This window comes from Mycolicibacterium llatzerense (assembly GCF_025331195.1).
GTDB lineage: Bacteria > Actinomycetota > Actinomycetes > Mycobacteriales > Mycobacteriaceae > Mycobacterium > Mycobacterium llatzerense.
Genome location: NZ_LXOV01000014.1, coordinates 237735 through 263479, shown reverse-complemented (window position 1 = coordinate 263479; position 25745 = coordinate 237735). Strand labels below are relative to the sequence as shown.

Here is a 25745-nt window from a genome sequence, read left to right as displayed (position 1 = left end):
TGAGTTCACGGGCCGCGTTTGCTGAGGACGGTGTGCAGCTTGCGCCGGGCCACCTCGAGCAGGATGGGCAGGCCCTCGGCATCGATGTGGAGGTAACCGCAGATCACCTCGTCGGCTGCCCCGGCATCGCGCAGACGCAAGGCAAGCGAGTGCGCCTCGGGCAGCCTTCGGAGCGCGGCTTCGTACTCCTCGCCGGTTGCCATTGCCGTGCGGTGGCTCTATCCGTCGGAACCGTTACTGCCACCGGGGGAACCGCCGGTGCCACCGGTGCCGCTCGGAGAGCCGCCGTTGCCGCCCGGCCCGCCGGTGCGGCCGTTGCCGCCACTGCCGCCGTTGCCGCCCGTCTTGCTGGGTATCGCGGCCGACGCTCCGCCGCCGTTTCCGCCCGCACCCCCGGTACCTCTGGTGCTGTCTCCGCCGCGCCCACCGTGGCCACCCAGGCTGATGCCCACGGACGTGAGGGAGTCACCACCATCTCCGCCCCTACCTCCCGCGGCCTCAGACCGGGCATTGCCACCACGGCCCCCGGAACCCGCGGTGACGGTGCCGGCACCAGAACTGGTGTCGCCGCCGCGGCCGCCGTCGCCGGCTGTGCCGGACCTCCCGGAGTTGCCGCCCGCGCCGCCGGTTCCGCCGGTGACGGTGTAGCCGACGTTGGCTCTGCCACCTGCGCCGCCGTCGCCGGCGTTGCCCCGGAGAGCCCCGCTGTCACCACCGGCTCCACCTTGGCCGCCGGTCGCCACCGAGTCGCTCGCGTAGGTGGCCTTGCCGCGACCGCCGGCGCCACCATCGCCGCCGGCACCGGACAGCCCCGCGTCGCCGCCGGCACCGCCGGCACCACCGATGCCCAGCTCCCCGGCTTGGGACGAGCCCTCCCCACCGGCCCCGCCGGCGCCGCCGCTCCCGGCGATCAGCCCGCCACGCCCGCCGGTTCCGCCGGCCCCGCCGGAGGCGTCGTAGGTGACATCAGCGAGCCCGCCGGCGCCACCTTTGCCGCCGTTGCCGGACAGCAGCCCGCCGTTGCCGCCCTTGCCGCCGTTGCCACCCGTGCCGTTCCAGTTCTCGTGTTCGACCGCGTTCGCGAGAGCGGCTGCGCCATCGCCCCCGGCACCGCCGTTGCCGAACAAGCCCGCGTGTCCGCCGTTGCCGCCGTCCTGCGCGACCACCGTGATCCCGTCCAGGGTCGACAACACCGCGTTGCCGCCACGTCCGCCGTTGCCGAACAGCAGGCCGCCACGCCCGCCGTCCTGGCCGGGGCCGCCGTCGGCGCCATTGCCGATGAGCAGACCGCCGTTCTCGCCTGGCTCGTCGCCGTTGCTGACGAACACCGCCACCACCGCGGCCAGGAAGTCGGCCGGAGAGGATCCAGCATCGAGGGCCACCATCCTTCCCGCCTGCGCTCCCGGCATGCCCTGATCCGACAATGCGTTGCGAGCCATGATGATTCGACGGGTCGGGCCGGTCTGCGCCGGCCCGGAAGCCACCTTCGACACGGCAAGGTTCGTGGCCGCCAAGGTGGACGGACGAACCGTCGGGCCACGCCACACGGCGCCACCGTCAACGCCGGTGATGGGCAACGAGAGATCGGCCGGTCGGATCGGTGCCGCTTCGGACCACACGGCATACAGACTGTTCGGCGTCGCGAAAACGGCCGGCGTCCACACCGCACTCGACGCCTGGTGCCGCGGCACGGCGGGCGTCGACGGCGCGACCTGTGGACTGATCACAGTGAGCGCGCCGGCAGTCATCGCGGCGATGGCAACCATCGTCGACCCGGACTTCAGCCCCGACGACACGCGGCGATGCCCGCCGGCGTGCCGACCCCTCGAACGGCGGCTTCCCATCACGATCCCTCGATTCCCTCGCGGACACAGCACCGCACATGACACTGCTCCACACCACTGCCCGGGGACCCGTAGCTAACTACTTGGATTCGCGAGCCCGTCCGCGCAGGACTACCTGGTCGTCGCCAAATCCCGGCATTGATAGGCCTCGCCTATCAATGCATTTGAAATGCCGATTACCAACGGCCCGCCAACAGCCTGGATCGCCGCTGACGAGGATTAGATTGGAGCGATGACCACCGTCAGGGACGGCCACGACGTCGACGCGACATACGACGAACACGACGTTCAGGTCAGCGGCGCGAAACACGAAGCCGCCGGGGTCAAGGCCGTGCTGGTCAGCATGCAGCGCGCCATGGCACAGATGGGGCCGCTCCGCACCGCGGAGACGCTGAGCAAGATCAATCAGCGCCACGGCTTCGACTGCCCGGGCTGCGCCTGGCCCGAGGAACACGGCGGCCGCAAGATCGCCGAGTTCTGCGAGAACGGCGCCAAGGCCGTGGCCGAGGAAGCCACGCTGCGCCGCGTCACCCCGGAGTTCTTCGCCCGGCATTCGGTCGCCGACCTGGCCGCGCAACCCGAGTACTGGCTGTCCCAGCAGGGCCGGCTCACGCACCCAATGGTGTTGGCGCCCGGCGACACCCACTACCGGCCGATCGACTGGGACGACGCGTACGCGCTGATCGCGAATGAGCTGAATGCCCTGGGCTCCCCTGACGAGGCGCTGTTCTACACCTCCGGCCGCACCAGCAACGAGGCCGCGTTCCTCTACCAACTGCTCGCGCGCAGCTACGGCACCAACAATCTGCCGGACTGCTCGAACATGTGCCACGAATCGTCGGGCACCGCGCTGGTCGAGTCGATCGGCATCGGCAAGGGGTCGGTCACCGTCGACGACCTCATCCACGCCGACTGCATCGTCATCGCCGGACAGAACCCGGGCACCAACCATCCCCGCATGCTGTCCACGCTGGAGAAGGCAAAGGCGAACGGCGCCAACATCATCGCCATCAACCCGCTGCCCGAGGCCGGGCTGATGCGGTTCAAGGATCCGCAGAAGGTGCACGGTGTCGTCGGCCACGGGGTACCCATCGCCGACGAGTTCGTGCAGATCCGGATCGGCGGCGACATGGCGCTGTTCGCCGGATTGGGCCGGTTGCTACTGGAAGCCGACGACCTGGCACCGGGCACCGTGCTGGATCGCGACTTCATCAACGAGCACTGCGCCGGCTTCGACGAGTACGAAACCCGCACCCGCACAGTCGAACTGGACGTCGTCTCCGAGGCCAGCGGAATCGGACGTGACCAATTGCAACGGGTCGCCGACGCGCTGGTCCGGTCGGAGCGCACCATCATCTGCTGGGCGATGGGCCTGACCCAGCAGACGCATGCGGTGGCCACCATCGGCGAGGCCACCAACCTCTTGCTGATGCGCGGCATGATCGGAAAGCCCGGCGCGGGAGTGTGTCCCGTGCGCGGACACTCGAATGTGCAGGGTGACCGGACCATGGGTATCTGGGAGAAGATGCCCGAGCAGTTCCTGGCCGCGCTGGATACCCGCTTCGGCATCAGCTCCCCGCGCAAGCACGGCCTCGACACCGTGGACGCGATCCGGGCCATGCGCGACGGACAGGCCACGGTCTTCGTCGGCATGGGCGGCAACTTCGTCTCGGCCACCCCCGACACCGACGTCACCGCCGCGGCGATGCGCAATTGCGCTCTGACGGTGCAGATTTCGACCAAGCTCAACCGCAGTCACCTGATCCACGGGCGCACGGCGCTGATCTTGCCGACGCTCGGCCGCACCGACAAGGATTTCCAGGCGGGCGGCAAACAGGTGGTGTCGGTGGAGGATTCGATGTCGATGGTGCACCTGTCGCGCGGTGGCCTGACCCCGCCCAGCGACCAGGTTCGCAGCGAGGTCGCCATCGTCTGCCAGCTGGGCCGGGCCCTGCTGGGCGCCGACCACTCGGTGCCGTGGGAATCGTTCAACGCCGACTACGACGGCATCCGCGACGCCATCGCCGACGTGGTCCCCGGCTGCACCGACTACAACGTGCGGGTCCGCCGGCCTGACGGCTTCCAGCTGCCGCACCCGCCGCGGGATTCCCGCGAATTCCCCACGCACACAGGCAAAGCCAACTTCTCGATCGAGCCCGTGGAGTGGGTTCCGGTGCCCGAAGGCCGGCTGGTGCTACAGACGCTGCGCAGCCACGACCAGTACAACACCACCATCTACGGCTTGGACGACCGCTATCGCGGCGTCAAAGGCGGCCGGCGCGTGGTGTTCGTCAACCCGGCCGACATCGCGGCCCTCGGGTTGCAGGATGGCAGCCGTGTCGACCTGGTGTCTGAATTCGACGGCCAGGAGCGCCGCGCGAAAGACTTTCTGGTGGTGCCCTATTCGACGCCCGCGGGCAATGCCGCGGCCTACTATCCGGAGACCAATCCGTTGATTCCGTTGGACCACACCGCCCGGAAATCCAATACCCCGGTATCCAAGGCAGTCGTGATCAGGCTTGTCCCGGGGGTCGAGCGCAGCGAGGGGGGATCGGACCAGCCATGGGCCGAGTAACCGCACGGCGCCGGGCCGAACACGTCACCGCGGGCGGCGCGGTCTCGCGCCCGGAAACCCTGGCGGTCGAGGAGCCCCTGGAAATCCGGGTCAATGGCAGTCCCCTCACCGTCACCATGCGGACGCCGGGGTCGGATGTCGAACTGGCCCAAGGGTTTCTGCTCACTGAGGGCGTGATCGCACGCCGCGACGACATCGCCCGCGTCGCCTACTGCCGTGGCGCCACCGAAGACGGGGCCAACACGTACAACGTGCTCGACGTGATGTTGGCACCGCATGTTCCGCCGCCGTCGGTCGACGTGACGCGCAACTTCTACACCACCTCGTCATGCGGCGTGTGCGGCAAGGCGTCGATCGATGCCGTCCGAACCGTCAGCCACTACTCCCCCGGCGACGACCCGACCAGCGTCACCTCCGACGCGCTCTCGGCCATGCCACAGGTACTGCGCCAGGCCCAGAAGGTGTTCAACAGCACCGGCGGACTGCACGGTGCCGCGCTGTTCAGCGCCGGCGGCGAGATGTTCGTCGCCCGTGAAGACATCGGCCGGCACAACGCGGTGGACAAGGTGATCGGGTGGGCGCTCGAGAACGACCGCATTCCGTTGACGGGCACCGTCTTGCTGGTCAGCGGGCGGGCATCGTTCGAACTCACGCAGAAGGCCGTCATGGCCGGTATCCCGCTGCTGGCCGCCGTGTCCGCGCCGTCCTCGCTGGCGGTCGACCTGGCCAGCCAGGCCGGGCTCACCCTCGTGGCGTTCCTGCGCGGCGAGTCGATGAACGTCTACACCCGTCCGGACCGGGTGCTCAGGTAGGGACTCAAAAGGAAAAGCCCCCGCCGTGGCGGGGGCTTTTCCTTTTGACGAACTAAGCGCTCTTGTCGCGACGCTCCGAGCGGGACGCCTTGCGCGGCACGATGGTCGGCAACACGTTGTCCTGGACGGTCTCCTTGGTGACGACCACCTTGGCGACGTCGTCGCGGCTCGGGATGTCGAACATCACCGGCTGCAGGACCTCTTCCATGATGGCGCGCAGGCCACGGGCACCGGTGCCACGGTGGATGGCCTGGTCGGCGATCGCGTCGAGGGCCTCTTCGGTGAACTCCAGCTCCACCCCGTCCATCTCGAAGAGCCGGACGTACTGCTTGACCAGCGCGTTCTTCGGCGTGGACAGGATCGACACCAGCGATTCCTTGTCCAGGTTGGTCACCGACGCCACGACCGGGAGACGACCGATGAACTCGGGGATCAGACCGAACTTGATCAGGTCCTCGGGCAGCACCTCGGCGAAGTGGTCCTGGGTGTCGATCTCGGCCTTGGAGTGCACCTCGGCGCCGAAGCCCAGGCCGCGCTTGCCGACCCGGTCGGACACGATCCGCTCCAGCCCGGCGAAGGCACCGGCCACGATGAACAGCACGTTGGTGGTGTCGATCTGGATGAACTCCTGGTGCGGGTGCTTGCGCCCGCCCTGCGGCGGCACCGACGCCTGCGTCCCCTCGAGGATCTTCAGCAGCGCCTGCTGCACGCCCTCACCGGACACGTCGCGCGTGATCGACGGGTTCTCGCTCTTGCGGGCGATCTTGTCGACCTCATCGATGTAGATGATGCCGGTCTCGGCGCGCTTGACGTCGTAGTCAGCGGCCTGGATCAGCTTCAGCAGGATGTTCTCGACGTCCTCGCCGACGTAGCCGGCTTCGGTCAGCGCGGTCGCGTCCGCGATGGCGAACGGCACGTTGAGCATCTTGGCCAACGTCTGCGCCAGGTAGGTCTTGCCGCAGCCGGTGGGTCCGAGCATCAGGATGTTCGACTTGGCGAGCTCGACCGGCTCAGACCGGGAGTCGCGCGACTTCTCCTGCGCCTGGATCCGCTTGTAGTGGTTGTAGACAGCCACCGCGAGCGTCTTCTTGGCGTTGTCCTGACCGATGACGTAGCCCTCGAGGAAGTCCCGGATCTCCTGAGGCTTGGGCAGCTCGTCGAGCTTGACGTCGTCAGCGTCGGCCAGCTCCTCTTCGATGATCTCGTTGCAGAGGTCGATGCACTCGTCGCAGATGTAGACGCCAGGTCCAGCAATCAGCTTCTTGACCTGCTTCTGGCTCTTTCCACAAAACGAGCACTTCAGCAGGTCACCGCCGTCTCCGATGCGCGCCATGGGGTGAGGCCCTACTTTCTCCGGTCGCCGTCAGTCGTTACACCAGATAGTGGGTTATTTCGGGTGTGAACCCGACGCTACCCGTTCGCTCCGTTGCGATGCGACCGAAAGGGGCGAATCGCTCCGGTGGTATTTATCCGTGTGCAGGAGAACATAGCCCGATCGGTGGCTTGCCACCCCTCGGCGCGCTGACCGTGATTCTGGCGTGTCTTCCCGGCGCCGGTTGACGTCGGCTCGACAGGCCTCTGATCAGGGCTGTTCACCTATCTGCAACCCTACCGTGTGCACATTGAGGCCGCCGACGCATTTCGCGGCCAGCGCAAGTCGACGACCGTCGACTACCCCTGCAGCCGCCCGCCCAGCTGGTCCACCGGCACCGCCACCGTGAGCGGCCCACCGTTGCCCACCAGTTGACTTTCGCCGAAGAAGAACGTGACGGCGTCGTCGGTGAGCGCGAAGTCCCGGTACGAGTTGCGGTCCGGTTCGATCAGCGCCGCATTGCGCGCCTTCAACGCGCGCTGCACCACCGGCGTCAGGATCGCCACCGGATCGGAACCCGGCCCGAACAACGTGTCGATGGTGATCGACCCGTCGGGCCCGTGGGTGAAGGTCTGGTACCGGATGTCCGGATGCCCTTCGTGGGCGAAGCCCGTCGGATCCACGATCTTGAGCACCAGGGTTTGGGTTCGCGCCGAGCGGTACACCGTCGGCGTCACCGTCTCCGTGTACACCCGGCCGCGGCCGAACTTGTCCACCCAGCCGACGAACCCGTCACGGTCCTGGGCCAGAAAGTCAGCTACCGCCTGTTGGTCGGGATAGTCGACCGGGAAGGCCGCGGTCCGTTCGTACCCGGTCCCGACCTCGTGAATCCGGCAGATGCCGGTGGCGTCGGCCGTCCCCCCCAGCGCACCGCACGACTGCTGCGTGGACGCCGTCGGCGCCACGCTCAGGAATGTCACTGTCGCGGCCAGGGCAAGAACCGAAAACCTCATGCCCCCATGGTTCGCCGATGCGCTTGGCGGATTCTTGGCCTGCCCCTACCCGAGTTCGACGGTGAACTCATGCCCGCCGATGCGGATGCGATCACCATCGAACAGATTGGTGTTGGCCTCGATCCGCGCGCCCTGCACGTACACGCCGTTGGCCGAGCGCAGGTCCACCATCACCGGCCCGGTGCCGGCATCGACGATGACGGCATGGTGCCGGCTGACGTCGGCCGCGTCGAGCACGATGTCGTTGTCGGCGAGGCGACCGATCCGGGTTGCCATCGCGCGCAAGGCAAACCATCGCCCGGTCGCGTCGCGCAGGCCTGCTCTGGACGAGGTCGACTGCGTGGAGCCTGGCCGGAGCCGGCCGATCGTGTGCACCGCCGTCGCTTGCGCGGCACCCTGCACGTCGAGTGGTTCCTGGCGCAGAATCCGTTGCTGCAGGGCAGTTATCGCCTGGCCTGGGTCGATACCGAGGTCCTCGGCCAGGATCGCCTGCACCCGCCGGAACGCATCCAGCGCGTCCGCCTGCCTTTGACAGCTGTAATAGGCGGTGATCAACTGCGCCCACAGCGGTTCCCGGTAGGGATGTTCGGCGACCAGCGATTCCAGCGGCCCGATCACCAGAGATGCATGGCCACAAGCAATTTCAGCTTCCGCTCGGGCCGTCTCCACCGCGATCCGGTCGTCAACCAGCGCGGCGGCGACGGCGTCGACGAAGGCGAAGTCGGACAGATCGCCGAGGACCGGGCCGCGCCACTGCGCCAACGCGGCCGACAGGTGGGTGCCCGCGGATGAGAACCGACCGGCCGCCGCGGCGCGCACACCGGCGACCTTTTCCTTCTCGAAACGCCCCAGGTCTGTTGCCTCCTCCGGCACATCGAGTCGATAGCCGGGCGGTGCGGCGGCCAACGTCTCCCGCGGCATTCCGGACTCCGCCAGGACCTTTCGGAGATTGGAGATGTAGGAGTGCAATGCGGTGCGGGCGGCCGCGGCGGGCGACTGCTCCCACACCGCGTCGATCAACGCGTCCACCGACACCGGGCGACCGCGATTGAGTAACAGCATCGCGAACACCGCTCGCTGCTTGGGTGCGCCCAGCGAGACGACGTGGTCGTCGACGGCCATCCGCAGCGGGCCCAGAACGCCGAAATCGATTCCGGTCGGCCGCATGGGCCGAGGGTATCGGGTGCTATCGGCCGATGCGGGCTATTGCCAGTTCCGCGAACGTCTTCAGGGTGTCGCACCGCCACACATAGCTGCCGGTCACCCGATAGATCCGTTCACCCGTCAACAACACGGTGAGCGTCGTCGACGGAGGTGTGACGTTGGGTTCGTAGGTGCAGACCGCCTGCAGGCCCACGCCGTCGACCGCGGTGGCCCTGGGCCAGGCGGCCACCTCTTTGAATGTCGTTGCGGCGTCCCATGGGAACGCGTCGGCGAACCGGACATCGGACTCCAGGCTGCGTCGTGCCTGCGGCTCGTCTGATGACCGGTAGGCACAAGACAATTCGGGCAGCTGCGTCCGAATCGGCGCGGCGGTGGCCGGACCTTCGAGAAAGACCGCGGCTTCGTCGGCGCTGACCCAGCTGCAGGCCTCGGTGCTCTCGTGGTCGTCGGCGTGCGCGATGGGCGACAGGGTGACCGCGACGGCCAGGGCCGCCAGGGCGGACGCGAACCGGGTCATGACCGGTAGCCCTCGCCGAAGGTCATGGCGTCGACGACGTGCCCGTCGTTCACCGTCGGGCCGAGCAGGACCCGCGTGGTGTTCGCGGCCGGGTCGTAGGCCATCAGCGCCTGCGACGGGCTGCATCCGGCCGTCGACTTCAGGACCAGCGAGCCGCCTGACGCACCGACGACGTCGATGTTGTTGCCGGCGCCGGGAACCTTGACGCGCTGGGTGTGACCATCGGCCGTCACCCGCGATAGGAACACCACGCCGCAGGCGCCGAGTGACTGCACGAACGTGCCGCTCGGCAGCTGCCAGAGGCCGACGTCGCCGTAGTCGCCTTCGAATCCGGGTTCGTTCTTCGCGTTGTTGACGGCGGTGAGCGCGGTCGGCGCCGACCCGTCGATCGGCACCTTCCACAGCTGGCTGCCCGCGGACTTCTGCGCGGTACAACTGGCGACGAAATCCGTTGGCGCCAACCATCGGGTCGTCCGGCACACCGCGCCCGGCATCGGTACCGGCAGCACCCGCCCGACGGTCCCGTCGTTGCCCATGAGCACGAAGCTGTTGTCGGTCCGCGGCACCTCGTCATTGGCCCGGTTGGCCGTCGACAGCACGAGTGTGGTGCCGTCGGGGGTTTCCAGATAGTCGCCGCCGAATCGGCCGGCGCCGCCCAGGTCGTCGGTCGGGTAGGTCAGCTGCACGTTGCCCGCCAGGTCGACACGCTGCAAGGTGCTGGGCTGGTCGTGGCTCGTCGATGACAACACGATCGCTTCACCGCCCGGCCGGCTGAACCGCGGGGAAGCACTCGACGGGAAGGACGTCTGACTGCCGGTGCGCAAGTCGACGACGATTACCGAGTCGCCGATTGTCAGCAGTGCGCGACCACCGTTGCCCGACCAGTCGACCAGGCGCGGGTGCCATCCTTTGTCCGTCGGCTCGAACCTGGTGATGGCGTACCGGTGACCGGCCGGATCGATCAGGAACAGGGTCTCGGCGGCCTTCGCGGGTGCCGGCGCGTCCGGGTCGGGGCGTTCGCCCGGGAGTCGCCCGGGGACCGGGTTCCAGGTGGCCAGGGTCCAGCCGTCGCCAACCTGATTCCACGGCACCGGCATCGAGGTGTCCGGGGTTGGATTCGCCTGGGCCACCGGCAATCCGGCCACCACGGACGCGACCAGAGCGGCAGCGGCCAGTGCGACGGAGGAACGGCGTGCGGGTCGGCTCATGACGGGTCCTGTTCGGGGTGGCCGGGATTCGTGGTCGCGTCACAGGGTGCGGCGGGCGCCTTGGCGGTTTCTTGGCGCGAGGCTGGCGGCCGACGAAGGGCGAAAACATACCTTTCGACGTAATCTTCCGATTACGTCAATTAACCTTCTCGACTGGGGCCCACCCCCACCGAGCGACGCTCTCATCCGAATACGCGAAGGACCTGCGCGATGAATCACTTCAGCCACGCCACGACAGCCACCCCACTCCGGCGGCTCCAAAGCCTGCCCCTGGCCGGTGTCGTCGCGGCCGCCTGCGTCCTGGCGCCGAACGGCCAGCTCGCGACCCAGGCGCATGTTGCTGCCGTCAGCACCCCGCGGATTGAATCCCGGGCCATCCAGTTCGCGGCATTCGCCCAGGACATGGCCGCGCAACAGCAGCAGCTGCTCGACCAGATCACCAGCGCCGCAGCGACCAACACGTCCGCGGGGCCGGTTGCCCTGGCCGCCAACCCGGTCGCCCTGGCAGCCAACCCGGTCACGACGGCCGGCAACGTCGTCGTCGACGTGATCACAGTCCTCGCGCAGGCCGTGGTCGCGTCAGCCAAGAGCACCGTCCAATCGGTGGTGTCCATACCGCTGGTGATACTGAGCCGCGCGACTACCGATCCCTTCTATCTCCCGTGGGTGCCGATCGCGCTGGCGTCCTATGTGCTTACGCTCCCGTTCCAGGTGGTGGGTACCTTCGCGTACAACCTGGTCGCAAACCTGACCAAAGCCGTGACGACCCTGCTGCCGGCCGCCGCCGGCCCGGCACCCGCTGCGGCCGACAGCCCGGCGGCCGCGGCAGCCGACCCGGCACCGACTGCGACCAACCCGGCCCAACAGACCATCGACACCGTCAAGACGAGAGTGACCAACGCGACCAACGCCGCCGGCTCTGCCTTGGCCGCCGCGCCGGCCGCGCTGGCGTCCGGGCTGCAGCTGCCGTCGGCACTCGCTCCGCTGGCGCCCGTCGCCGGTGCCGCGTTCGCCGCCCTGTCCCCGGCGATCGCCGTCGCGAACTTCATCTCCGTGCTGGTGACGGGCAAGGCGCTGCCATTGAATGTGGTGAAGCCGCAGCTGTCGTCCATCTTGTCGTCTGCGGCGACCGCCCCGCGCTCGACCGCCGCGACCGACAAGGCGTCGGAGCCGGACTCCCCCGCTGCCGGCACCGCGGGCACGAACGAAGCCGCCGGCGCCGACAAGCCGTCCACTCAGACCGAGAAGAAGCCCACCACCAAGACCGTGCAGAAGTCGCGGACCAAGCGGACTTCTCCGGCGTCGACCGCAAGCACGACACCGACGGCGAGCACCGACGATTCGCCCACCAAGTCCGGTAGCGAGCCGGCGACGGCCACCAAGCCGGAAAAGCCCGACACCAAGCCCGAGAAGCCCGATACCAAGCCCGATACCAAGCCGGAGAAGTCCGAGAAGTCCGGCACCGACAATTCGTCGTCAGCGCAACACGATTCGACGAAGGGCAAGAAGACCAAGGACAAGAAGGCCGCCAAGGGCGGCGCGTCGTCCGCCGCGTCGAAGGCCGGCTCGGTCAAGGACTGAACAAACGCCAACGGCCGCCAACCTGAACAGGTTGGCGGCCGTTGTGCGTTACAGAACTAGGCCTTCTGGGCCGAGAGCTTCCGGTACTCCAGGACCGTGTCGATGATCCCGTACTCCTTGGCGTCGGCCGCGGTGAGGATCTTGTCGCGGTCGGTGTCCTTGCGGACCTGCTCGGCAGTCCGGCCGGTGTGCCGCGCCAGCGTCTCCTCCATGAGGGTGCGCATGCGCTCGATCTCGGCGGCCTGGATTTCCAGGTCCGAGAACTGCCCCTGGATGACGCCACCGAGCGACGGCTGGTGGATCAGCACGCGGGCGTTCGGCAGGGCCATGCGCTTGCCGGGCGTACCGGCGGCCAGCAGCACCGCGGCGGCCGACGCGGCCTGACCGAGGCAGACCGTCTGGATGTCGGCGCGCACGTACTGCATCGTGTCGTAGATCGCCATCAGCGAGGTGAACGAGCCACCCGGCGAGTTGATGTACATGGTGATGTCGCGATCAGGGTCCTGCGACTCGAGCACCAGCAGCTGGGCCATCACGTCGTTGGCGGACACGTCGTCGACCTGGGCACCCAGGAAGATGATGCGCTCGTCGAACAGCTTGGCGTAGGGGTCGACGATGCGCTCGCCGGTGTGCGTGCGCTCCGTGAACTGCGGCAGGATGTAGCGCGCCTGCGGAGCCAGCTCCGGGTTCAGATGCTTGGAGATCACTTCGAGGCCCCCTTGCCGCCGTTGAGGTTTGCGCGGGTGATGATGTGGTCGACGAAGCCGTATTCCAGCGCTTCCTGCGCGGTGAACCAGCGGTCGCGGTCGGAGTCGGCCTCGATCTGCTCGATGCTCTTGCCGGTGAACTCCGCGTTCAGCCGGAACATTTCCTTCTTGATGACGTGGAACTGCTCGGCCTGGATGGCGATGTCCGACGCGCTACCGGTGACGCCACCGAGCGGCTGGTGCATCAGGACCCGCGCGTGCGGCAGCGCGTGGCGCTTGCCCTTGGCGCCGGCGGCCAGCAGGAACTCACCCATGGACGCGGCCATGCCCATCGCATAGGTGGCGATGTCACAGTCCGACAGCTGCATGGTGTCGAAGATCGCCATACCGGCGCTGATCGAGCCACCCGGCGAGTTGATGTACATGTGGATGTCTTTGGTCGGGTCTTCGGCCGTCAGCAGCAGGATCTGAGCGCACAGCCGGTTGGCGATGTCGTCGTCGACCTGCGAGCCCAGGAAGATGATGCGCTCGGCAAGCAAACGCTCATAGACCGAGTCCGTGAGGTTGAGCCCCGGTGCGCTTGAACGCATGTCAGTCACGACTGGATACCTGCTTTCTCGAGTTCGTTCACACGACACTAACCAACGGCCGACGGCCGCGAGTCCCCGACGCGGCCTAGTTCGCTCACAGCGTCACAGTCGCCGTAGAGCGGACGGTGCCGCAGGCATCACTGAAGACACCTGCGGCACCCGTACCACGATCAGAGTTTGAGGACTCAGTCCTCGTCCTTGGAATCCTTAGCGGACTTCTTCACCTTTTTGTCTTTGGCCGGCTTCTCGTCCTTCGCCTCAGCCTTGGCCTTCTTCGCCTTGGCGGGCTTCTCGTCCTTGGCTTCCTCGGCCGGAGCCTCGTCGGCGGCCTCGGTCTCGTCGGCAGCCTCAGCCTCAGCGGCGTCGGCGGCCGGGCCGAAGAACTCCGCGGTGTCGACCGCGTTGCCGTCGGTGTCGGTGACGGTGGCACCGCTGACGACGGCGGCGATGGTCATGCCGCGACGGATGTCGGCGAACATGGACGGCAGCTGGTTGTTCTGCTGCAGGATCTGGATCAGCTGCTGCGGCTCGATGCCGTACTGGCGGGCCATCAGGGCGATGCGCTCCATCAGGTCGCCCTGGCCGACCTTGACGTCCAGCTCATCGGCGATGGCGTCCATCAGCAGCTGGGTCTTGACGGCCTTCTCGGCGTTGGTGCGGGTGTCCGCGTCGAACTCTTCGCGGCTGCTGCCCTGCTCCTTGAGCTGCTCCTCGAACTTGGCCTCATCGTGGTCCAGTCCGTGGACCGCGTTGTGCACGGTCTCGTCGATGGTGGCCTGGACGATGGCCTCGGGCAGCGGCACCTCGATCTGCTCCAGCAGGGCCTCGACGGCCTTGTCGCGGATCTGCTCGGCCTGGCCGATCTGCTTCACCCGGCGAACCTGCTCGACGAGGCTGTTCTTGAGCTCGTCGATGGTGTCGAACTCGCTCGCCAGCTGGGCGAAGTCGTCGTCCGGCTCCGGCAGCTCGCGCTCCTTGACCGACTTGACGGTGACGGAGACCTGGGCTTCCTTGCCGGCGTGCTCGCCGGCGGCCAGGGTGGTCGGGAAGTCCTTGGACTCGCCGGCCTTCAGGCCGATGATGGCCTCGTCGAGGCCCTCGATCAGCTGACCGGAACCGATCTGGTGCGACAGGCCCTCGGTCTTGGCCTCGGGCACGTCCTCGCCGTCGACGGTGGCCGACAGGTCGATCGAGACGAAGTCGCCGTCAGCGGCGGCGCGCTCGACACCGGTCAGGGTGCCGAAGCGGGCGCGCAGGTTCTGCAGCTCGGCGTCGACCTCGTCGTCGTCGATGACGATCGGGTCGACCGAGATCTTGATGGCCTTCAGGTCCGGCAGAGCGATCTCCGGACGGACGTCGACCTCAGCGGTGAAGACCAGCTCGTCGTTGTCCTCGAGCTTGGTGATGTCGATCTCCGGCTGGCCCAGCGGCTTGACGTCGCCAGCGGTGACGGCCTCGCCGTAGCGGGCCGGGATGGCGCTGTTGACGACCTGCTCCAGCACCGCGCCGCGGCCGACACGGGCCTCGAGCAGCTTGGCCGGGGCCTTGCCGGGGCGGAAGCCGGGCAGACGGACCTGCTTGGCCAGCTCCTTGTAGGCCTGGTCGAACTCGGGTTGAAGCTCGGTGAAGGGCACCTCCACGTTGATGCGAACCCGGGTGGGGCTCAACTGCTCCACGGTGCTCTTCACAGCGTTACTCCTTGTTTTTTGATACTTGTCATCAGTCGGTGGTCGGGGTGACAGGATTTGAACCTGCGGCCTTCCGCTCCCAAAGCGGATGCGCTACCAAGCTGCGCTACACCCCGTGCCTCGTCGCGGTCGCATTACCGCGGTCGAGATACTACGTCCTAGACACACGACAACCTCAATTGGATTGGCGGCCGCTGTCCCGGTACTGTCTGCCGGTACTGTGATCGCAGCAGTGCACGCGGGCGTAGCTCAATGGTAGAGCCCTAGTCTTCCAAACTAGCTACGCGGGTTCGATTCCCGTCGCCCGCTCCATAGGACCGGCCTGACCAGGCCGGTCCTTTTGTTTTGGGTCTGGTTTTTCGGCGTGGGCGGGCACGAAATCCCGTCGCGCCGGAACCGCCTCGGCGGCGCGCGTGACCCCTCGCCCAGCGAGCACCCGAATCCGCTATTTCTTTCGACAAACGAATTTGCCTGAGCGATAAATGCCCGTTATTGACCGGCGGGCCAATTAATTGCGTTTTCCGGCGCGCCGATTTCACCGATTTCTGGGAGTTTCCTGCCAATTCAGTGCAAATTGCCGCAATGCCGTATCAGCCGTGATCCAGGGCCACAATATGCAGGTCAAAGCCAATCTGGCCAACTATTCGGAAGACGCTGGCAAATATTTTTGCCAACCGAGTCGAGACTTCACAGCGGCAGCGGTATAAATGCTCCGATGACCACGTCGATCACCCGAACAGACCGCCGAGACCGGCGGTCTATTGACGTGGATTCAGAAGTTGCTGAGCACACTTGGCGAGACCCGAAGCGATACCTGTGGCTACTGGTCCCGTCCGCCCCCGGCGCCGTGACCCTGTCCTGGCTGCTGGTGTGGACCACCCGGCTGCACGTCTTCTGGTGGACCGCACTGGTCGTGATTCTGGTCGTGGGGCCCGCCGCCGACCATCTGTTCGGACGGGAAACGCACGACCGCGCACCCGACCGCATCCTGGCGGCGCTGCAGCAGGACAAGTTCTACCGATTCGCCACCCACATGTTCCTGCCCACGCAGTACCTCGCGCTGGCTTTCGGCTGCTGGGTGTGGGCCGGCGGCGGCTGGGTCACGTTGACGTTCACCGACAAGCTGGGGCTGATGGTCGCGGTCGGCCTGTCCGGCGGCATCGCCAACAACGCCGCACATGAATTGGGGCACCGGCGCGACCGCGCCGAACGGTGGCTCAGCAAGTTGGCTCTCGCGCAGAGCTGGTACGGGCAGTTCTACGTCGAGCACAACCGCGGGCACCACGTCCGCGTCGCGACGCCGGAGGACCCGGCCAGCGCTCGCTTCGGCGAGAACGTGTACTGCTTCGTCGTCCGGTCGGCGCTCGGCAGTACCCGCTCGGCCTGGCGGCTCGAAGCCAAACGCCTTGACCGGCAAGGCCATTCACGCTGGAGCCTGCGCAATGACGTCCTCAACGCCTGGCTGATGAGCGTCGTCCTGTTCGCCGGGCTCGCTCTGTGGTTCCGGCCCGTGGTCCTGCCGTGGCTGTTCGGCCAGGCAGTCATCGGCATCTTCCTGCTGGAAGGCATGAACTACCTGTCGCACTACGGGCTGCGCCGGCAGAAACTACCGTCGGGCCGCTACGAGCGACTGCGTGCCGAGCACAGCTGGAACAGCAACACGGTCATCATGAACGTGTTTCTGCTGCATCTGCAGCGCCATTCGGACCACCACACCGACCCGTCCCACCGCTACCAGGGGATTCGGCATGCCACGGAGGCACCGCAGCTGCCGAGCAACTACACCGCGATGCTGGTGCTGAGCCTCGTCCCGCAGTTGTGGCGCCGCGTCATGGATCCGCGCGTCCTCGCCATCTACGGCGGTGACGTCAGGCTGACCGCGCTCAGCCCGCGCCGGCTGAAACGGTTGCAGCTCGACGGCAGCTAGCGCTGCTTGCCGTACCCCTCGAACAGGTTCCAGGACTGGCTGCCCCGCACCACGTGCAGGTAGTACGCGTAATTCGCGGTCGTCATGGCGATCGCGGCGAGACCGAACCCGATGCCACGCACGAGGGTGTCCGACGCATTGAGGACGACGAGCACCACCTCGACCGCGACGAAGATGCCGAGCAGGGTCAGCCCCTTGCGCCACATGCCCTTGACGAAGAAGTAGATGGGGCCGAACAGGAACGCCAGGATGTTCGAGGTGAGCTTCAGCCGTTCCAGGAACGTCAGGGCCTGGTAGGCCGCCTTGGACTCCGGCGTCGAGTTCGGCAGACCGTAGGTGTTGAAGAAATCAAACCGCTTCTGCCACGACGGGGACACCGTGAAACTGGGGAATTGCTGTGACACCTCATCGACATTAACGCCTGTGCAGTTTTGCTTGTGTGCTCGGGCGTCTAGCTACTACCCGGAATCGGCCGCGCGACGCCGTTCGTCGTGCGAATGACGTTGAACTGCGGCGGATTGGCGGGGGCTTCCGAACTCGCGGGCGCGGTCGCGGTCGCGGTCGGTGACGCGCTGGCGGTCGGCGACGCGGTGCCGGGCTGACTGGCAGGTGGCGTGTACTGCCTGGCGGGCGGCGTATAGGTCGTCGGCGCCTGAGTGGTTTGTGTCGACGGGCCAGTTGGCGGTGCGGGCGTCGGGCTCGCGGGGGCGGTGGCCGTCGCGGTGGTGACCGGCGCCGGCGCGGGTGTCGCGGTTGCCGAAGACGACGAAGTGGCGGCAGGAGCCGAGGTCGAGGCCGGAGCCGACGTGGCGGCGCTCGTCGGGGCGGCCGGTTGATCAGGCGCGGGCGGCGGGATCTTGAATCCGGCAAGAGCCCCGATCGCCAGCAGCAGCAACAAGATGACGACTGCACCGACCCCGATGATCAGCACCTTGCCGGTGTCGGTGTTGAACCATCGCCCGGGTGCTGCTTCGGTATCGGTGTTTGCCATAGGTTCGGTCTCTGCACTTGTCATCAGTTGATCTCCTCCCAGCAGGGTGCCGGGAGCGTATCTCGCAAAGCAGCAGGTCGCGACTCGAGGCGAGATCATTTCCCCAGGTCGCGGGCATGTTCACAGGAACGTAACGAGCGCACCCCGTACCGAGTCCAGCCGCACCCAAGCAATTTGCCAGCGCTTACGCAGGCGCCGTTTTACCGCGCCACCCTGAACACCGTCACCGGCCGGGTATGCGCGGGCCGACTGCCATCCGAGGTGAAGAGCGCTGCCCGTTCCAGCCGGCGCCGCATCGCAGCGAGCGGAATCGGCTCGGCTCCCGTACCGCCGGACAGGTGGAACAGCAGCTCGGTCAGCGCGCAGACCTCGCCGGCCGTGCACCCGGCGCCGAACATCGCCGCGGCCGTCGCGGGGTCCGACAACAGCCGCTGCGACACCGTGGCCGCGGTGTCTCGGATCATCGCGTTGTGCCCGAACGGCAGGGCGGGCATGGCCTGTCCTTTGCGCACCACCAGCGCGTCGTCGCCGGCTTGTGCGCGCATCACATTCACCAGGGACACGGTGTGACCGCGCTCGTCGCGCTGCGGGTCGGACACCACGAGGGCCACGGTCGGCGGCCCGTCGATCGGCTCGGCATCGGCCCGGTCCCGCAGCGCTCGGTGTGCCGCGGCCACGACCGTCTCCCCGTTGGCGGCGTCGAGCACCACGCCGGGCAGCGCCCAGTCCCCCTTATGCGGTTCGCGTTGCCTGCGCGCCAGGATGAGCCCCGGCTCCTCGCCGGGGCTCACCGCAAAGACGTCGACGCTCAGCCAGGTGGCCAGCGACTCAGCCATGACGCGCGTCCTCCTCGCCGGCGGCGTATGCCGCCCAATCACGTCGCACGGTAGCGCGCACCTCGGCGAAGGACACGGGGTTGACGATGACGCCGTCCTCGAACACCGTCCGCATGGCGTCCGTCGCCTCTACGGCACCGGCAGCGCCCTGCACCAAGGTCAGCCGCCCACGCTCGTCACGGACCACAGCCAACCGGCCCCGCGCGCTGAGCTTGCCCGGATCGGTGACCGGCGCCTTGGCGATGTCCCGGCCGCGGCCGTCGACCTGTACCCAGGTGGCCTTCATCGCGATGGAGAAGGTGTCACGCGTGACGTATTGATATGTGTACGAACCGAATCCGAGAACCGGAGTGGTGGACACGTAGCCCTGCCCCATCAGGTTGGCGGTGATGGCGGCCGCCCGCTCGTGCGTGATCGAGTCGCCGTAGATGACGCCGATGTGCGGGTCCAGTTCCCGATATCCGGCGGCGTTGACCGTGCCGCCGAACACCTCCCACAGCAGGTTCACGACGCCCTTGTTCGCGGGGCTGCCCGCCGGGGCCTGCGGGTCGCCGCACAGGATGCGTTCGGGGTCACCACTGTCGGGGCGGATCACCACCTTGCCGTCACGCGCGGTGATCGCGTCTTTCAGCGTGGGCAGGATGCCGGTGCAGACATGCCACAGGTCCCAGGTGTCGCTGACGATCGACACGATGCCGGTCGGATACAGGTCCAGCAGCCGGGCGAACGTGGCGACCTCATCGTCCTGGGTGCCGGCACACATGACGCTGTGCTCGGTGGCCGGCACGCTGCCCCCGATGATCCCGGTTGAGCCCGGGTAGTTCCGGTCGATCCAGCCCAGCGCGGGCAGGCAGTCGGTGCCGGTGAACGCCAACAGGTGCGCGGCCCCCGATGCGGCGGCAGCCGCGCTGCCGGCCATGCCTCGGAAGGAGAAGTCGTGCCCCTGCCAGTCGACCGCGGCCGGGTCGGCGCCGCAGTCCCGCGCCCGAGTGTCCAGCAGAGTCCGGTTGCGCCACGCGGTGGTCGCCGACGTGATGGGCTGCCACAGTGCGGCCGACATCTCGGTCTCGATGTAGTTTGTCAGCCAGAAGAACTCGGACGCGGTGTTCTCGACGGTCAGGTACGGGACGCCGACCGGCACGATGGTGCCCTCCGGCAGTGCCCGTACCCGCAGCGGCAGCCTGCCGTAGGCGTGCAGTTGCCGGATGTGCTCGGCGCCAACATCGTTGGGCCCCAGCACCTGGGTGACGCGGTCGACGTAGGCCCGGCATACCTCGTCGATGTCAGCGGCGAAGAAGGCGCTCCACCGCTGGTTCAGGTCGCGCAGGTAGGCCTGCAGGCCGAAGAACGCGGTCCAGGTCACCCCGGGGATGCGGCTGCCGCGAGCGGTCAAGTTGGAGTAGACGTACTCGGTGCCGGCAGGGTACTGACGGCGGTGGTCCAGCTTGTAGGCATCGGTGTCCATCAGGACATCCAGGGCCGCAATGGTTTCGGGCCGGTACGTGGCGGTTGCTTCGATGGTCATGATGAAGTCCTTCTGATCAGATCAGCGTGGTCAGGGTGTGGGTGATGAACGGTTCCAGTGGTTGGACGTGCACGCCGTCGGGTGTCGCGCGGGAGTCGGTACTGGTGACCGAGGCGTAGCCGGCGAGGTTGTCCCGCCAGCGTCCGGTGAAGCAACCGTGGCTGACCCACAGGTGCAGGGCCAGGTTGGGTCTGCTCGCGCGGATGGCAGCAGCAAGCCCGGCGAAGGTGCCGCCGCCGTCGCAGATGTCGTCGATCACCAGCAGGCGGCCGCGCTCCGGCAGACCCTCGGGGGCGACAAACCCCGACAGCTTCCCGTTGGCCGGATTCCGTTGCTTGCCAGCGACATACAGCGGCATACCCAACCGGGATGCCACCTGTCCGGCACGGTCGCGGGCGCCCTTGTCGGGTGCGACGACACCGGCCCAGCCGGGGTGGTGCGCGGCGCCACAGCCGACCAGGTCGACGGCTTCGATGACGGCGACGGCCGCTCCCCCGCGCCGGGCTTCGTCGGCCCAGACCGGGGAGTGCGGGTCCACCGTCACGATGTGCGCGACGCCGGTGGCGGCGGTGAGCCGGGCGGCGACGCGGGCGTCGTCGGTCGGGTCGTGATCACCGCGGGCCGACGGCAGGTACGGCGCGACCAGCACCGGGGCCTCCGCGGACTGGTTGCGATGGAACGCCGCCCATTGCCCGAGCGCGGCGTAATCGATGGCGCCGCAACGACTCCAGGCGACCGGGCGAAATCCCGCACCGAGCGGTGCCAGTTCACGGACTGCGGTGTCGCCACCCGGGTAGCTGGTGACGATTCCGGGCGCGGTCGACAACACACCGCGTTCGATGTCGAAGACGTGGAATGTCAGGTTCATGACGACGACGTTAGTAGATATGGACATAAATGTCCATATCTATGTGATGGCGGTCATCGGTAAGCTGCCTGCATGGAGTTCGTGCTCATCCTGATCGTCATCGCGGCCATCGGGTTCTTCCTGTTCAGCAGGCAGAGCAAGGCCAACAAGGCCGCCGCCCTGGCCAACGCGAAAGCCGATGCCCGGCGCGTCATCGAGATGCTCGGCGGCCAGGTGTTCAACCTGACCGGCACCGACGACGCCTCGCGCCAGGCCATGGCCGACGCATCCGAGCGCTACAACGCCGCGGCGTCGCAGATCGAGCAGGCCACCACGGCCCAGCAGGCGGCGTTCGCCAAGCAGAGTGCGATCGAGGGGCTGTACTACGTGCGCGCCGCTCGGACCGCGATGGGCATCGACCCCGGTCCGCCGCTGCAGGCACTGGCCGGTCAGCGCGGCGCGGGCGAGGTCACCGAGGACCGCCGAATCCAGTTCGACGGCAGGCAGATTCAGGCCTCACCGGGGCCGACGGCGGCGACGCCGAACTATTACCCCGGCGGGCGGGTCGCCGGCCGCCCGGTGCCCGAGGGCTGGTACTCCGAGCCGTGGTGGAAGCCGGCGCTGGTGGCCGGTGCGTGGGGCGTCGGCTCGGTGCTGTTGTTCGACGCACTCTTCGACGGCATGCACGGAGTCAATTACGGTGCACAGGGTTTCGAGTCCGGATACGGATCGGGATTCGACCAGGGCTACCAGCAGGGCCTCGATCAGAGCCAGTTCGCCGACTCCGGCCAGGGGCAGGACGTCAGCTGGAACGACAACAACGGCTGGGATGCCGGCGGCGGCAGTTGGGACTCCGGGAGCAGTGACTCCGGAGGCAGCAGCTGTGGCGGCGGTGGTTGCGGTGGCGGCTGCGGCGGCGGCGGCGACTAGCTCGCCGGTCCGTCACACCTGACAATCGGGGCACCAGAACAGGTTTCGCCCCTCCATCACCTCGGTGCGAATGGTGGCGCCGCACACGCGGCACGCCTCCCCCGCCCGCCGGTACACATAGGTCCGCGGCCGGTCCGCGGCGTAGGACGGCGCGCCGTGGTCGTCTTCCGGACGCACGACGACGATCTTGCCGCGACGCACGCCGACCTTCATGAGGGCGACGAGATCGGTCCACAGTTCGGCGAATTCGGCCTCGGTCAGCGCCGCGCCCGGCCGGTGCGGATCGATCCGGTGGCGGTACAGCAGCTCGCTGCGGTACACGTTGCCGACGCCGGCGATCACCGACTGGTCCATCAGCATCGATCCGATTGATCTGCGGGACTTGCTGATTCGCGCCCAGGCGACCCCGGGGTCGGCATCGCGGCGCAAGGGGTCGGCACCGAGCCGGGCCACCACGTCGTCGACCCCGCCCTCGTCGATCAGCTCGCAGACGGTCGGGCCCCGCAGGTCGGTGCCGAAGTCGGACCCGAGCATGCGCATACGCACCTGCCCGATGGGTGCGGTCATCGGCAGCGGCTGTTCGGTGAACGTGCCGTACAGGCCGAGGTGGACGTGCACCACCGCGCCACCGTCGTAGTGGTGGAACAGGTGCTTGCCCCAGGCATCGGCCTTACGCAGTACCCGGCCGCTGACAGCGGCCGCGGCATCGGAGAACCGGCCCTGCGGACTGCTGACCACCACCGGCGCCCGCCCGAAACGCTGCTGGTGCAGGCGGGCCAACCGGTGCAGGGTATGCCCCTCCGGCATAGGTCAGGCCTTGATCAGGACCCGGCGCCCGGGACTGCCGGCGCGACGTGCGTCTTCTCGTACTCGGCCAGGATGTCGATGCGGCGCTGGTGCCGCGCGGCCTCCGACCATTCGGCGGCCAGGAAGGCGTCGACGATGGCGAAGGCTTCCTCGGTGCTGTGCATACGGCCACCGATGCCCATCACCTGCGCGTTGTTGTGCTCGCGGGCCAACTGCGCGGTCTCGACACTCCACGCCAGCGCACAACGCACACCCGGCACCTTGTTGGCCGCGATCTGCTCGCCGTTGCCCGAGCCGCCGATCACGATGCCCAGGCTGCCCGGGTCGTCGACGGTGCGCTTGGCGGCGTCGATGCAGAACGCCGGGTAGTCGTCCTCGGCGTCGTAGGCGAAGGCACCGCAGTCGACGACCTGGTGGCCATTGGCGGTGAGGTGGTCGAGCAGGGCCTGCTTGAGTTCGTATCCGGCGTGGTCGGCTCCGAGATATACGCGCATGGCGCACATTCTGGCAGAACAGCGGCCCCGGACAGAATCAGCCGGTTAGCCGGAGGCGATCTTCGTGTCGCGGTCGATGGCCTCGGTGATCTGCTTGATGATCTCGGTCTGGTCCGCGACGCCGTCGATGTTGATCTGCATGACGTACAGCCCGGTCCCGTCCTGGATGACGACGGTGTTCTGCGTGATGAGCTTCGTCACCCCGTTGGAATTCCAGGAACCGGCGATCTGGAACGACTTGTGGCCGTCGACAGTGCCCGGTGTGCCGGGGTCGGTGGCGGTGAATCCCGGCAGGTTGTTCAGCTCACCCGGCGCGAAGTCGAGAATCTTCTGGGCATCGGCGTTCGGGCCCAGCCGGGAGATCAACGCCGTGGCGCTGGGCCGGTACGCGCCGGCGCTCGGGCCGTTGTAGACGATCGACTCGTACGCGAAAGCCGGCGTCTGCGGTCCGGCGTCGACCCAGCCCGGGGGCATCGGCATCGTCACCACCGGTGCGCCGGGTTCATTGCGGTGGACCAGCGCCTCCGGAATGTTGTTGCTCTTCAGGTAGGTGGCGATGGTCTGGTAGTTGCCGGGTGTACCGACCAGCAGCGGCGGTGTCGGCTTGTGCGACGACGACGGCTTGTCAACTCCGGAGCTCTGGCTGCTGGTTCCCGAGGCGTCCGAAGACCCACTCGAGTCGCCACCGGAATTCAAGAGGACGACACCGATCAGCACGACGACGACGGCGGCGATGGAGCCACCGATCACCCAGATCTTGGTGGACTTGCCGCCCGAGGACTGGCTACGACCGGGCTGCGTCTTGCCGATGTCGGCCGCGAGTTGCGAGTACGACTGTGGCGGTCCGCTGGGGCGGCCCATACCGGGCCCGGCGTGCGCCGCCGGGTCGGCCGGGATGACCGGCAGCACCACGGTCGGAGACACCGTCTCGTGAGTGGGCCGAACAGGCCGCTGCGGCGGCATGGGCGGAGGCCCCGGAGGTGTCGGCAGCGGCTGCCGATACGGCGGGGCCGACGGTGACGAATCCGGTTCCGGCCGAAACGGTTTCGGCGGCGGCAGCCTGACCGGATCGGTTGTTGGCGTGGGCGGCGGCGTCGGCTCGGGGCGAACCGACTCTGGCGTCGGCGTCGGCTCCGAGACCGGCTCGGACGGTGGCTGCGGAACGGGTGGCGCGGGTGGCTCCGGAACCGGGGGCTGCGCAACGGGCTCCTGGACAACAGGTTCCGGCGCGACCGGTTCGGGCTCCGGCTCCTCGACGGGGTCGGGTTCAGCGACCGGGACCGGCGGCGGCGTCACCGGCTCGACCGGCGGCGGCGTCACCGGCTCGGCCGGCGGCGGCGTCACCTCGGGGGCGGACGGCGTCTCGGCAGCCGGCGCTGCGGGCTCGGCCGGCTTGACCGTCGGCAGCCGCAACTCGGCGGTGCGCAGGTTCAGCGTCGGTGACTCGGTGACCAGTTCGGCCTGCCGTTCGAAGGCCCGCGCGAACTTGGTGCAGGAATCGAATCGGTCATCGGGCGACTTGCCCATGGCCGTGATCAGCACGTCGTTCAGCGGCTCCAGCCACGGCTTCAGGTCGCTGGCCTTGGGCGGCGTCGCACTGAGGTGCTGGCTGATCACCGCGATCTGGTTGGTGTCCTGGTAGGGCGTCTGGCCGGTGAGCAACCGGTACGCGGTCGCGGCGAGCGCGTACTGGTCGGCGCGGCCGTCGATCTCGCCGCCCATCAGCTGCTCGGGCGCCGAGTAGGAGACGGTGCCGATCGCCAGGTTGGCCGACGTCAGGCCCGTCACCTCACCGATCTGGCGGGCGATGCCGAAGTCGCTCAGCAGGATTCGCCGCTCGTCGGTGTCGATGTTGCTCAGCAGGATGTTGGCCGGCTTGATGTCGCGGTGCAGCAATCCACGCTGGTGCGCGTAGTCCAGGGCCGAGCTCATGGCCTTGACGATGGCGACCACGAGCTCCAGTGGCAGCCCGTTCGGGTACTCGTACTTGACCAGCTGCGCGGCGTCGGTGCCGTCGACGTAGTCCATGGTGATCCACAGCCGGCCCTCGAACTCGCCGCGGTCGTGCAGGCCGACGATGTGCGGATGCCACAGGCCCGCGGCGATATTGGCTTCGCGCTCGAACCGGATGCGGAATTCGTCGTTGGCGGAGGCGGTTTCCCGGAGCACCTTCATGGCGTCGAGGCGGGGCAGCCTGGGGTGCTGGACGAGGTACACATCGCCCATTCCCCCTGAGCCCAGCAACCGGCGCACGGTGTACCCGGCGAAGGTTGCGCCCGTCTCCAGCGACATCAGCGCATCCTACTCAAACCCGCACGTCGAAGGACGAAACTGTCCGTCGGCACGTCGCTCCCCACCAGTTGCATCGTTGTGGCTC

At 67.8% G+C, this 25745-nt stretch carries 23 protein-coding genes and 2 tRNA genes; 6 read left to right on the top strand and 19 right to left on the bottom strand.

The genetic code is table 11. The annotated features are described in order from the left end of the window. Positions 1-5: 5 nt before the first annotated feature. Both A7G45_RS22310 and A7G45_RS32355 read right to left on the bottom strand, forming a co-directional pair. Positions 6-203 (bottom strand): hypothetical protein, encoded by a 198-nt coding sequence (locus tag A7G45_RS22310; protein ID WP_260940333.1) that lies wholly within the window; start codon positions 201-203, stop codon positions 6-8. 15 nt (positions 204-218) lie between these two features. After that, positions 219-1844: a PGRS repeat-containing protein gene (locus tag A7G45_RS32355; protein ID WP_276555495.1), complete on the bottom strand. Its 1626-nt coding sequence runs from the start codon at positions 1842-1844 to the stop codon at positions 219-221. A gap of 232 nt (positions 1845-2076) precedes the next feature. Here A7G45_RS32355 and A7G45_RS22300 point away from each other — a divergent pair, with 232 nt between their 5' ends. Together A7G45_RS22300 and fdhD are read left to right on the top strand one after the other, a co-directional pair. Next, the gene (locus A7G45_RS22300; protein WP_260940332.1) at positions 2077-4419 is read left to right on the top strand and encodes an FdhF/YdeP family oxidoreductase; all 2343 of its coding nucleotides are present in this window, start codon (positions 2077-2079) and stop codon (positions 4417-4419) included. Continuing rightward, on the top strand, positions 4407-5231 hold the full coding sequence (fdhD, locus tag A7G45_RS22295) for a formate dehydrogenase accessory sulfurtransferase FdhD (protein ID WP_260940331.1): 825 nt from the start codon (positions 4407-4409) through the stop codon (positions 5229-5231). The genes A7G45_RS22300 and fdhD overlap by 13 nt, the downstream gene beginning before the upstream one ends. Before the next feature lie 52 nt (positions 5232-5283). Here fdhD and clpX read toward each other — a convergent pair whose 3' ends face one another. The 5 genes from clpX to A7G45_RS22270 all read right to left on the bottom strand — a co-directional run bounded on the left by clpX (position 5284) and on the right by A7G45_RS22270 (position 10445). Continuing rightward, complete coding sequence (gene clpX / locus A7G45_RS22290) at positions 5284-6564, bottom strand: ATP-dependent Clp protease ATP-binding subunit ClpX (RefSeq protein WP_043394298.1); 1281 nt, start codon at positions 6562-6564, stop codon at positions 5284-5286. Positions 6565-6902: 338 nt separating this feature from the next. Then, a complete protein-coding gene (locus A7G45_RS22285; RefSeq protein WP_260940330.1) occupies positions 6903-7556 on the bottom strand; it encodes an RsiV family protein in 654 nt (217 codons plus the stop codon). Positions 7557-7601: 45 nt separating this feature from the next. Beyond that, on the bottom strand, positions 7602-8723 hold the full coding sequence (locus tag A7G45_RS22280) for a BTAD domain-containing putative transcriptional regulator (RefSeq protein WP_260940328.1): 1122 nt from the start codon (positions 8721-8723) through the stop codon (positions 7602-7604). A 19-nt stretch (positions 8724-8742) separates the two neighbouring features. Continuing rightward, positions 8743-9237, bottom strand: a complete 495-nt coding sequence (locus A7G45_RS22275) for a hypothetical protein (protein WP_260940327.1) — start codon at positions 9235-9237, stop codon at positions 8743-8745. Then, on the bottom strand, positions 9234-10445 hold the full coding sequence (locus A7G45_RS22270) for a hypothetical protein (RefSeq protein ID WP_260940326.1): 1212 nt from the start codon (positions 10443-10445) through the stop codon (positions 9234-9236). Before A7G45_RS22270 ends, A7G45_RS22275 begins: the two co-directional genes overlap by 4 nt. A 210-nt stretch (positions 10446-10655) precedes the next feature. Between A7G45_RS22270 and A7G45_RS22265 the strand changes: the two genes are divergently transcribed. After that, positions 10656-12026 (top strand): hypothetical protein, encoded by a 1371-nt coding sequence (locus A7G45_RS22265; RefSeq protein ID WP_260940325.1) that lies wholly within the window; start codon positions 10656-10658, stop codon positions 12024-12026. A 56-nt stretch (positions 12027-12082) separates the two neighbouring features. Here the strand turns inward: A7G45_RS22265 and A7G45_RS22260 are convergent, their stop codons facing one another. The 4 genes from A7G45_RS22260 to A7G45_RS22245 all read right to left on the bottom strand — a co-directional run bounded on the left by A7G45_RS22260 (position 12083) and on the right by A7G45_RS22245 (position 15127). Then, positions 12083-12733 (bottom strand): ATP-dependent Clp protease proteolytic subunit, encoded by a 651-nt coding sequence (locus A7G45_RS22260; RefSeq protein WP_043394308.1) that lies wholly within the window; start codon positions 12731-12733, stop codon positions 12083-12085. After that, a complete protein-coding gene (locus tag A7G45_RS22255) occupies positions 12730-13323 on the bottom strand; it encodes an ATP-dependent Clp protease proteolytic subunit (RefSeq protein ID WP_043394310.1) in 594 nt (197 codons plus the stop codon). Before A7G45_RS22255 ends, A7G45_RS22260 begins: the two co-directional genes overlap by 4 nt. Before the next feature lie 185 nt (positions 13324-13508). After that, positions 13509-15011 (bottom strand): trigger factor, encoded by a 1503-nt coding sequence (gene tig / locus A7G45_RS22250; RefSeq protein WP_260940324.1) that lies wholly within the window; start codon positions 15009-15011, stop codon positions 13509-13511. 39 nt (positions 15012-15050) lie between these two features. Next, positions 15051-15127: transfer RNA gene (locus tag A7G45_RS22245), tRNA-Pro, on the bottom strand. A 122-nt stretch (positions 15128-15249) separates the two neighbouring features. Between A7G45_RS22245 and A7G45_RS22240 the strand changes: the two genes are divergently transcribed. Next, positions 15250-15323, top strand: a tRNA-Gly gene (locus A7G45_RS22240). A 454-nt stretch (positions 15324-15777) separates the two neighbouring features. Beyond that, positions 15778-16938 (top strand): alkane 1-monooxygenase, encoded by a 1161-nt coding sequence (locus tag A7G45_RS22235; RefSeq protein ID WP_260940322.1) that lies wholly within the window; start codon positions 15778-15780, stop codon positions 16936-16938. On the opposite strand, the gene A7G45_RS22230 is transcribed toward A7G45_RS22235, so the two are convergent. The 5 genes from A7G45_RS22230 to A7G45_RS22210 all read right to left on the bottom strand — a co-directional run bounded on the left by A7G45_RS22230 (position 16935) and on the right by A7G45_RS22210 (position 21158). After that, positions 16935-17342 carry a DUF2628 domain-containing protein gene (locus A7G45_RS22230; protein ID WP_260940321.1) on the bottom strand — a complete coding sequence of 136 codons (408 nt, stop codon included), beginning with the start codon at positions 17340-17342 and terminating at the stop codon, positions 16935-16937. The two genes, A7G45_RS22235 and A7G45_RS22230, sit on opposite strands and share 4 nt — an antisense overlap. Positions 17343-17389: 47 nt before the next feature. Then, positions 17390-17953: a hypothetical protein gene (locus A7G45_RS22225; RefSeq protein ID WP_260940319.1), complete on the bottom strand. Its 564-nt coding sequence runs from the start codon at positions 17951-17953 to the stop codon at positions 17390-17392. A 176-nt stretch (positions 17954-18129) separates the two neighbouring features. Continuing rightward, positions 18130-18765 carry an NUDIX hydrolase gene (locus A7G45_RS22220; protein WP_260940318.1) on the bottom strand — a complete coding sequence of 212 codons (636 nt, stop codon included), beginning with the start codon at positions 18763-18765 and terminating at the stop codon, positions 18130-18132. Then, positions 18758-20290, bottom strand: a complete 1533-nt coding sequence (locus A7G45_RS22215; RefSeq protein ID WP_260940317.1) for a nicotinate phosphoribosyltransferase — start codon at positions 20288-20290, stop codon at positions 18758-18760. The genes A7G45_RS22220 and A7G45_RS22215 overlap by 8 nt, the downstream gene beginning before the upstream one ends. Positions 20291-20306: 16 nt before the next feature. Beyond that, complete coding sequence (locus A7G45_RS22210) at positions 20307-21158, bottom strand: phosphoribosyltransferase family protein (protein WP_260940316.1); 852 nt, start codon at positions 21156-21158, stop codon at positions 20307-20309. Between the two features lie 72 nt (positions 21159-21230). Here A7G45_RS22210 and A7G45_RS22205 point away from each other — a divergent pair, with 72 nt between their 5' ends. Further along, positions 21231-22067 (top strand): hypothetical protein, encoded by an 837-nt coding sequence (locus A7G45_RS22205; protein WP_043394319.1) that lies wholly within the window; start codon positions 21231-21233, stop codon positions 22065-22067. Between the two features lie 12 nt (positions 22068-22079). Here the strand turns inward: A7G45_RS22205 and A7G45_RS22200 are convergent, their stop codons facing one another. Genes A7G45_RS22200 through A7G45_RS32350 form a run of 3 tightly spaced genes read right to left on the bottom strand, consistent with a single transcriptional unit; the run spans position 22080 to position 25660 of the window. After that, complete coding sequence (locus A7G45_RS22200; protein ID WP_260940315.1) at positions 22080-22874, bottom strand: Fpg/Nei family DNA glycosylase; 795 nt, start codon at positions 22872-22874, stop codon at positions 22080-22082. A gap of 14 nt (positions 22875-22888) precedes the next feature. Beyond that, positions 22889-23368 carry a ribose-5-phosphate isomerase gene (locus A7G45_RS22195; RefSeq protein WP_260940313.1) on the bottom strand — a complete coding sequence of 160 codons (480 nt, stop codon included), beginning with the start codon at positions 23366-23368 and terminating at the stop codon, positions 22889-22891. A gap of 45 nt (positions 23369-23413) precedes the next feature. Next, positions 23414-25660: an LpqN/LpqT family lipoprotein gene (locus tag A7G45_RS32350; protein ID WP_276555493.1), complete on the bottom strand. Its 2247-nt coding sequence runs from the start codon at positions 25658-25660 to the stop codon at positions 23414-23416. Between the last annotated feature and the right edge of the window lie 85 nt (positions 25661-25745).

Coding starts and splice junctions, on each gene's coding strand:
- A7G45_RS22310 (WP_260940333.1), bottom strand. CDS start 203: ATGGCAACCGGCGAGGAGTACGAAGCCGCGCTCCGAAGGCTGCCCGAG.
- A7G45_RS32355 (WP_276555495.1), bottom strand. CDS start 1,844: ATGGGAAGCCGCCGTTCGAGGGGTCGGCACGCCGGCGGGCATCGCCGC.
- A7G45_RS22300 (WP_260940332.1), top strand. CDS start 2,077: ATGACCACCGTCAGGGACGGCCACGACGTCGACGCGACATACGACGAA.
- fdhD (WP_260940331.1), top strand. CDS start 4,407: ATGGGCCGAGTAACCGCACGGCGCCGGGCCGAACACGTCACCGCGGGC.
- clpX (WP_043394298.1), bottom strand. CDS start 6,564: ATGGCGCGCATCGGAGACGGCGGTGACCTGCTGAAGTGCTCGTTTTGT.
- A7G45_RS22285 (WP_260940330.1), bottom strand. CDS start 7,556: ATGAGGTTTTCGGTTCTTGCCCTGGCCGCGACAGTGACATTCCTGAGC.
- A7G45_RS22280 (WP_260940328.1), bottom strand. CDS start 8,723: ATGCGGCCGACCGGAATCGATTTCGGCGTTCTGGGCCCGCTGCGGATG.
- A7G45_RS22275 (WP_260940327.1), bottom strand. CDS start 9,237: ATGACCCGGTTCGCGTCCGCCCTGGCGGCCCTGGCCGTCGCGGTCACC.
- A7G45_RS22270 (WP_260940326.1), bottom strand. CDS start 10,445: ATGAGCCGACCCGCACGCCGTTCCTCCGTCGCACTGGCCGCTGCCGCT.
- A7G45_RS22265 (WP_260940325.1), top strand. CDS start 10,656: ATGAATCACTTCAGCCACGCCACGACAGCCACCCCACTCCGGCGGCTC.
- A7G45_RS22255 (WP_043394310.1), bottom strand. CDS start 13,323: ATGCGTTCAAGCGCACCGGGGCTCAACCTCACGGACTCGGTCTATGAG.
- A7G45_RS22225 (WP_260940319.1), bottom strand. CDS start 17,953: ATGACAAGTGCAGAGACCGAACCTATGGCAAACACCGATACCGAAGCA.
- A7G45_RS22220 (WP_260940318.1), bottom strand. CDS start 18,765: ATGGCTGAGTCGCTGGCCACCTGGCTGAGCGTCGACGTCTTTGCGGTG.
- A7G45_RS22215 (WP_260940317.1), bottom strand. CDS start 20,290: ATGACCATCGAAGCAACCGCCACGTACCGGCCCGAAACCATTGCGGCC.
- A7G45_RS22210 (WP_260940316.1), bottom strand. CDS start 21,158: ATGAACCTGACATTCCACGTCTTCGACATCGAACGCGGTGTGTTGTCG.
- A7G45_RS22205 (WP_043394319.1), top strand. CDS start 21,231: ATGGAGTTCGTGCTCATCCTGATCGTCATCGCGGCCATCGGGTTCTTC.
- A7G45_RS22200 (WP_260940315.1), bottom strand. CDS start 22,874: ATGCCGGAGGGGCATACCCTGCACCGGTTGGCCCGCCTGCACCAGCAG.
- A7G45_RS22195 (WP_260940313.1), bottom strand. CDS start 23,368: ATGCGCGTATATCTCGGAGCCGACCACGCCGGATACGAACTCAAGCAG.
- A7G45_RS32350 (WP_276555493.1), bottom strand. CDS start 25,660: ATGTCGCTGGAGACGGGCGCAACCTTCGCCGGGTACACCGTGCGCCGG.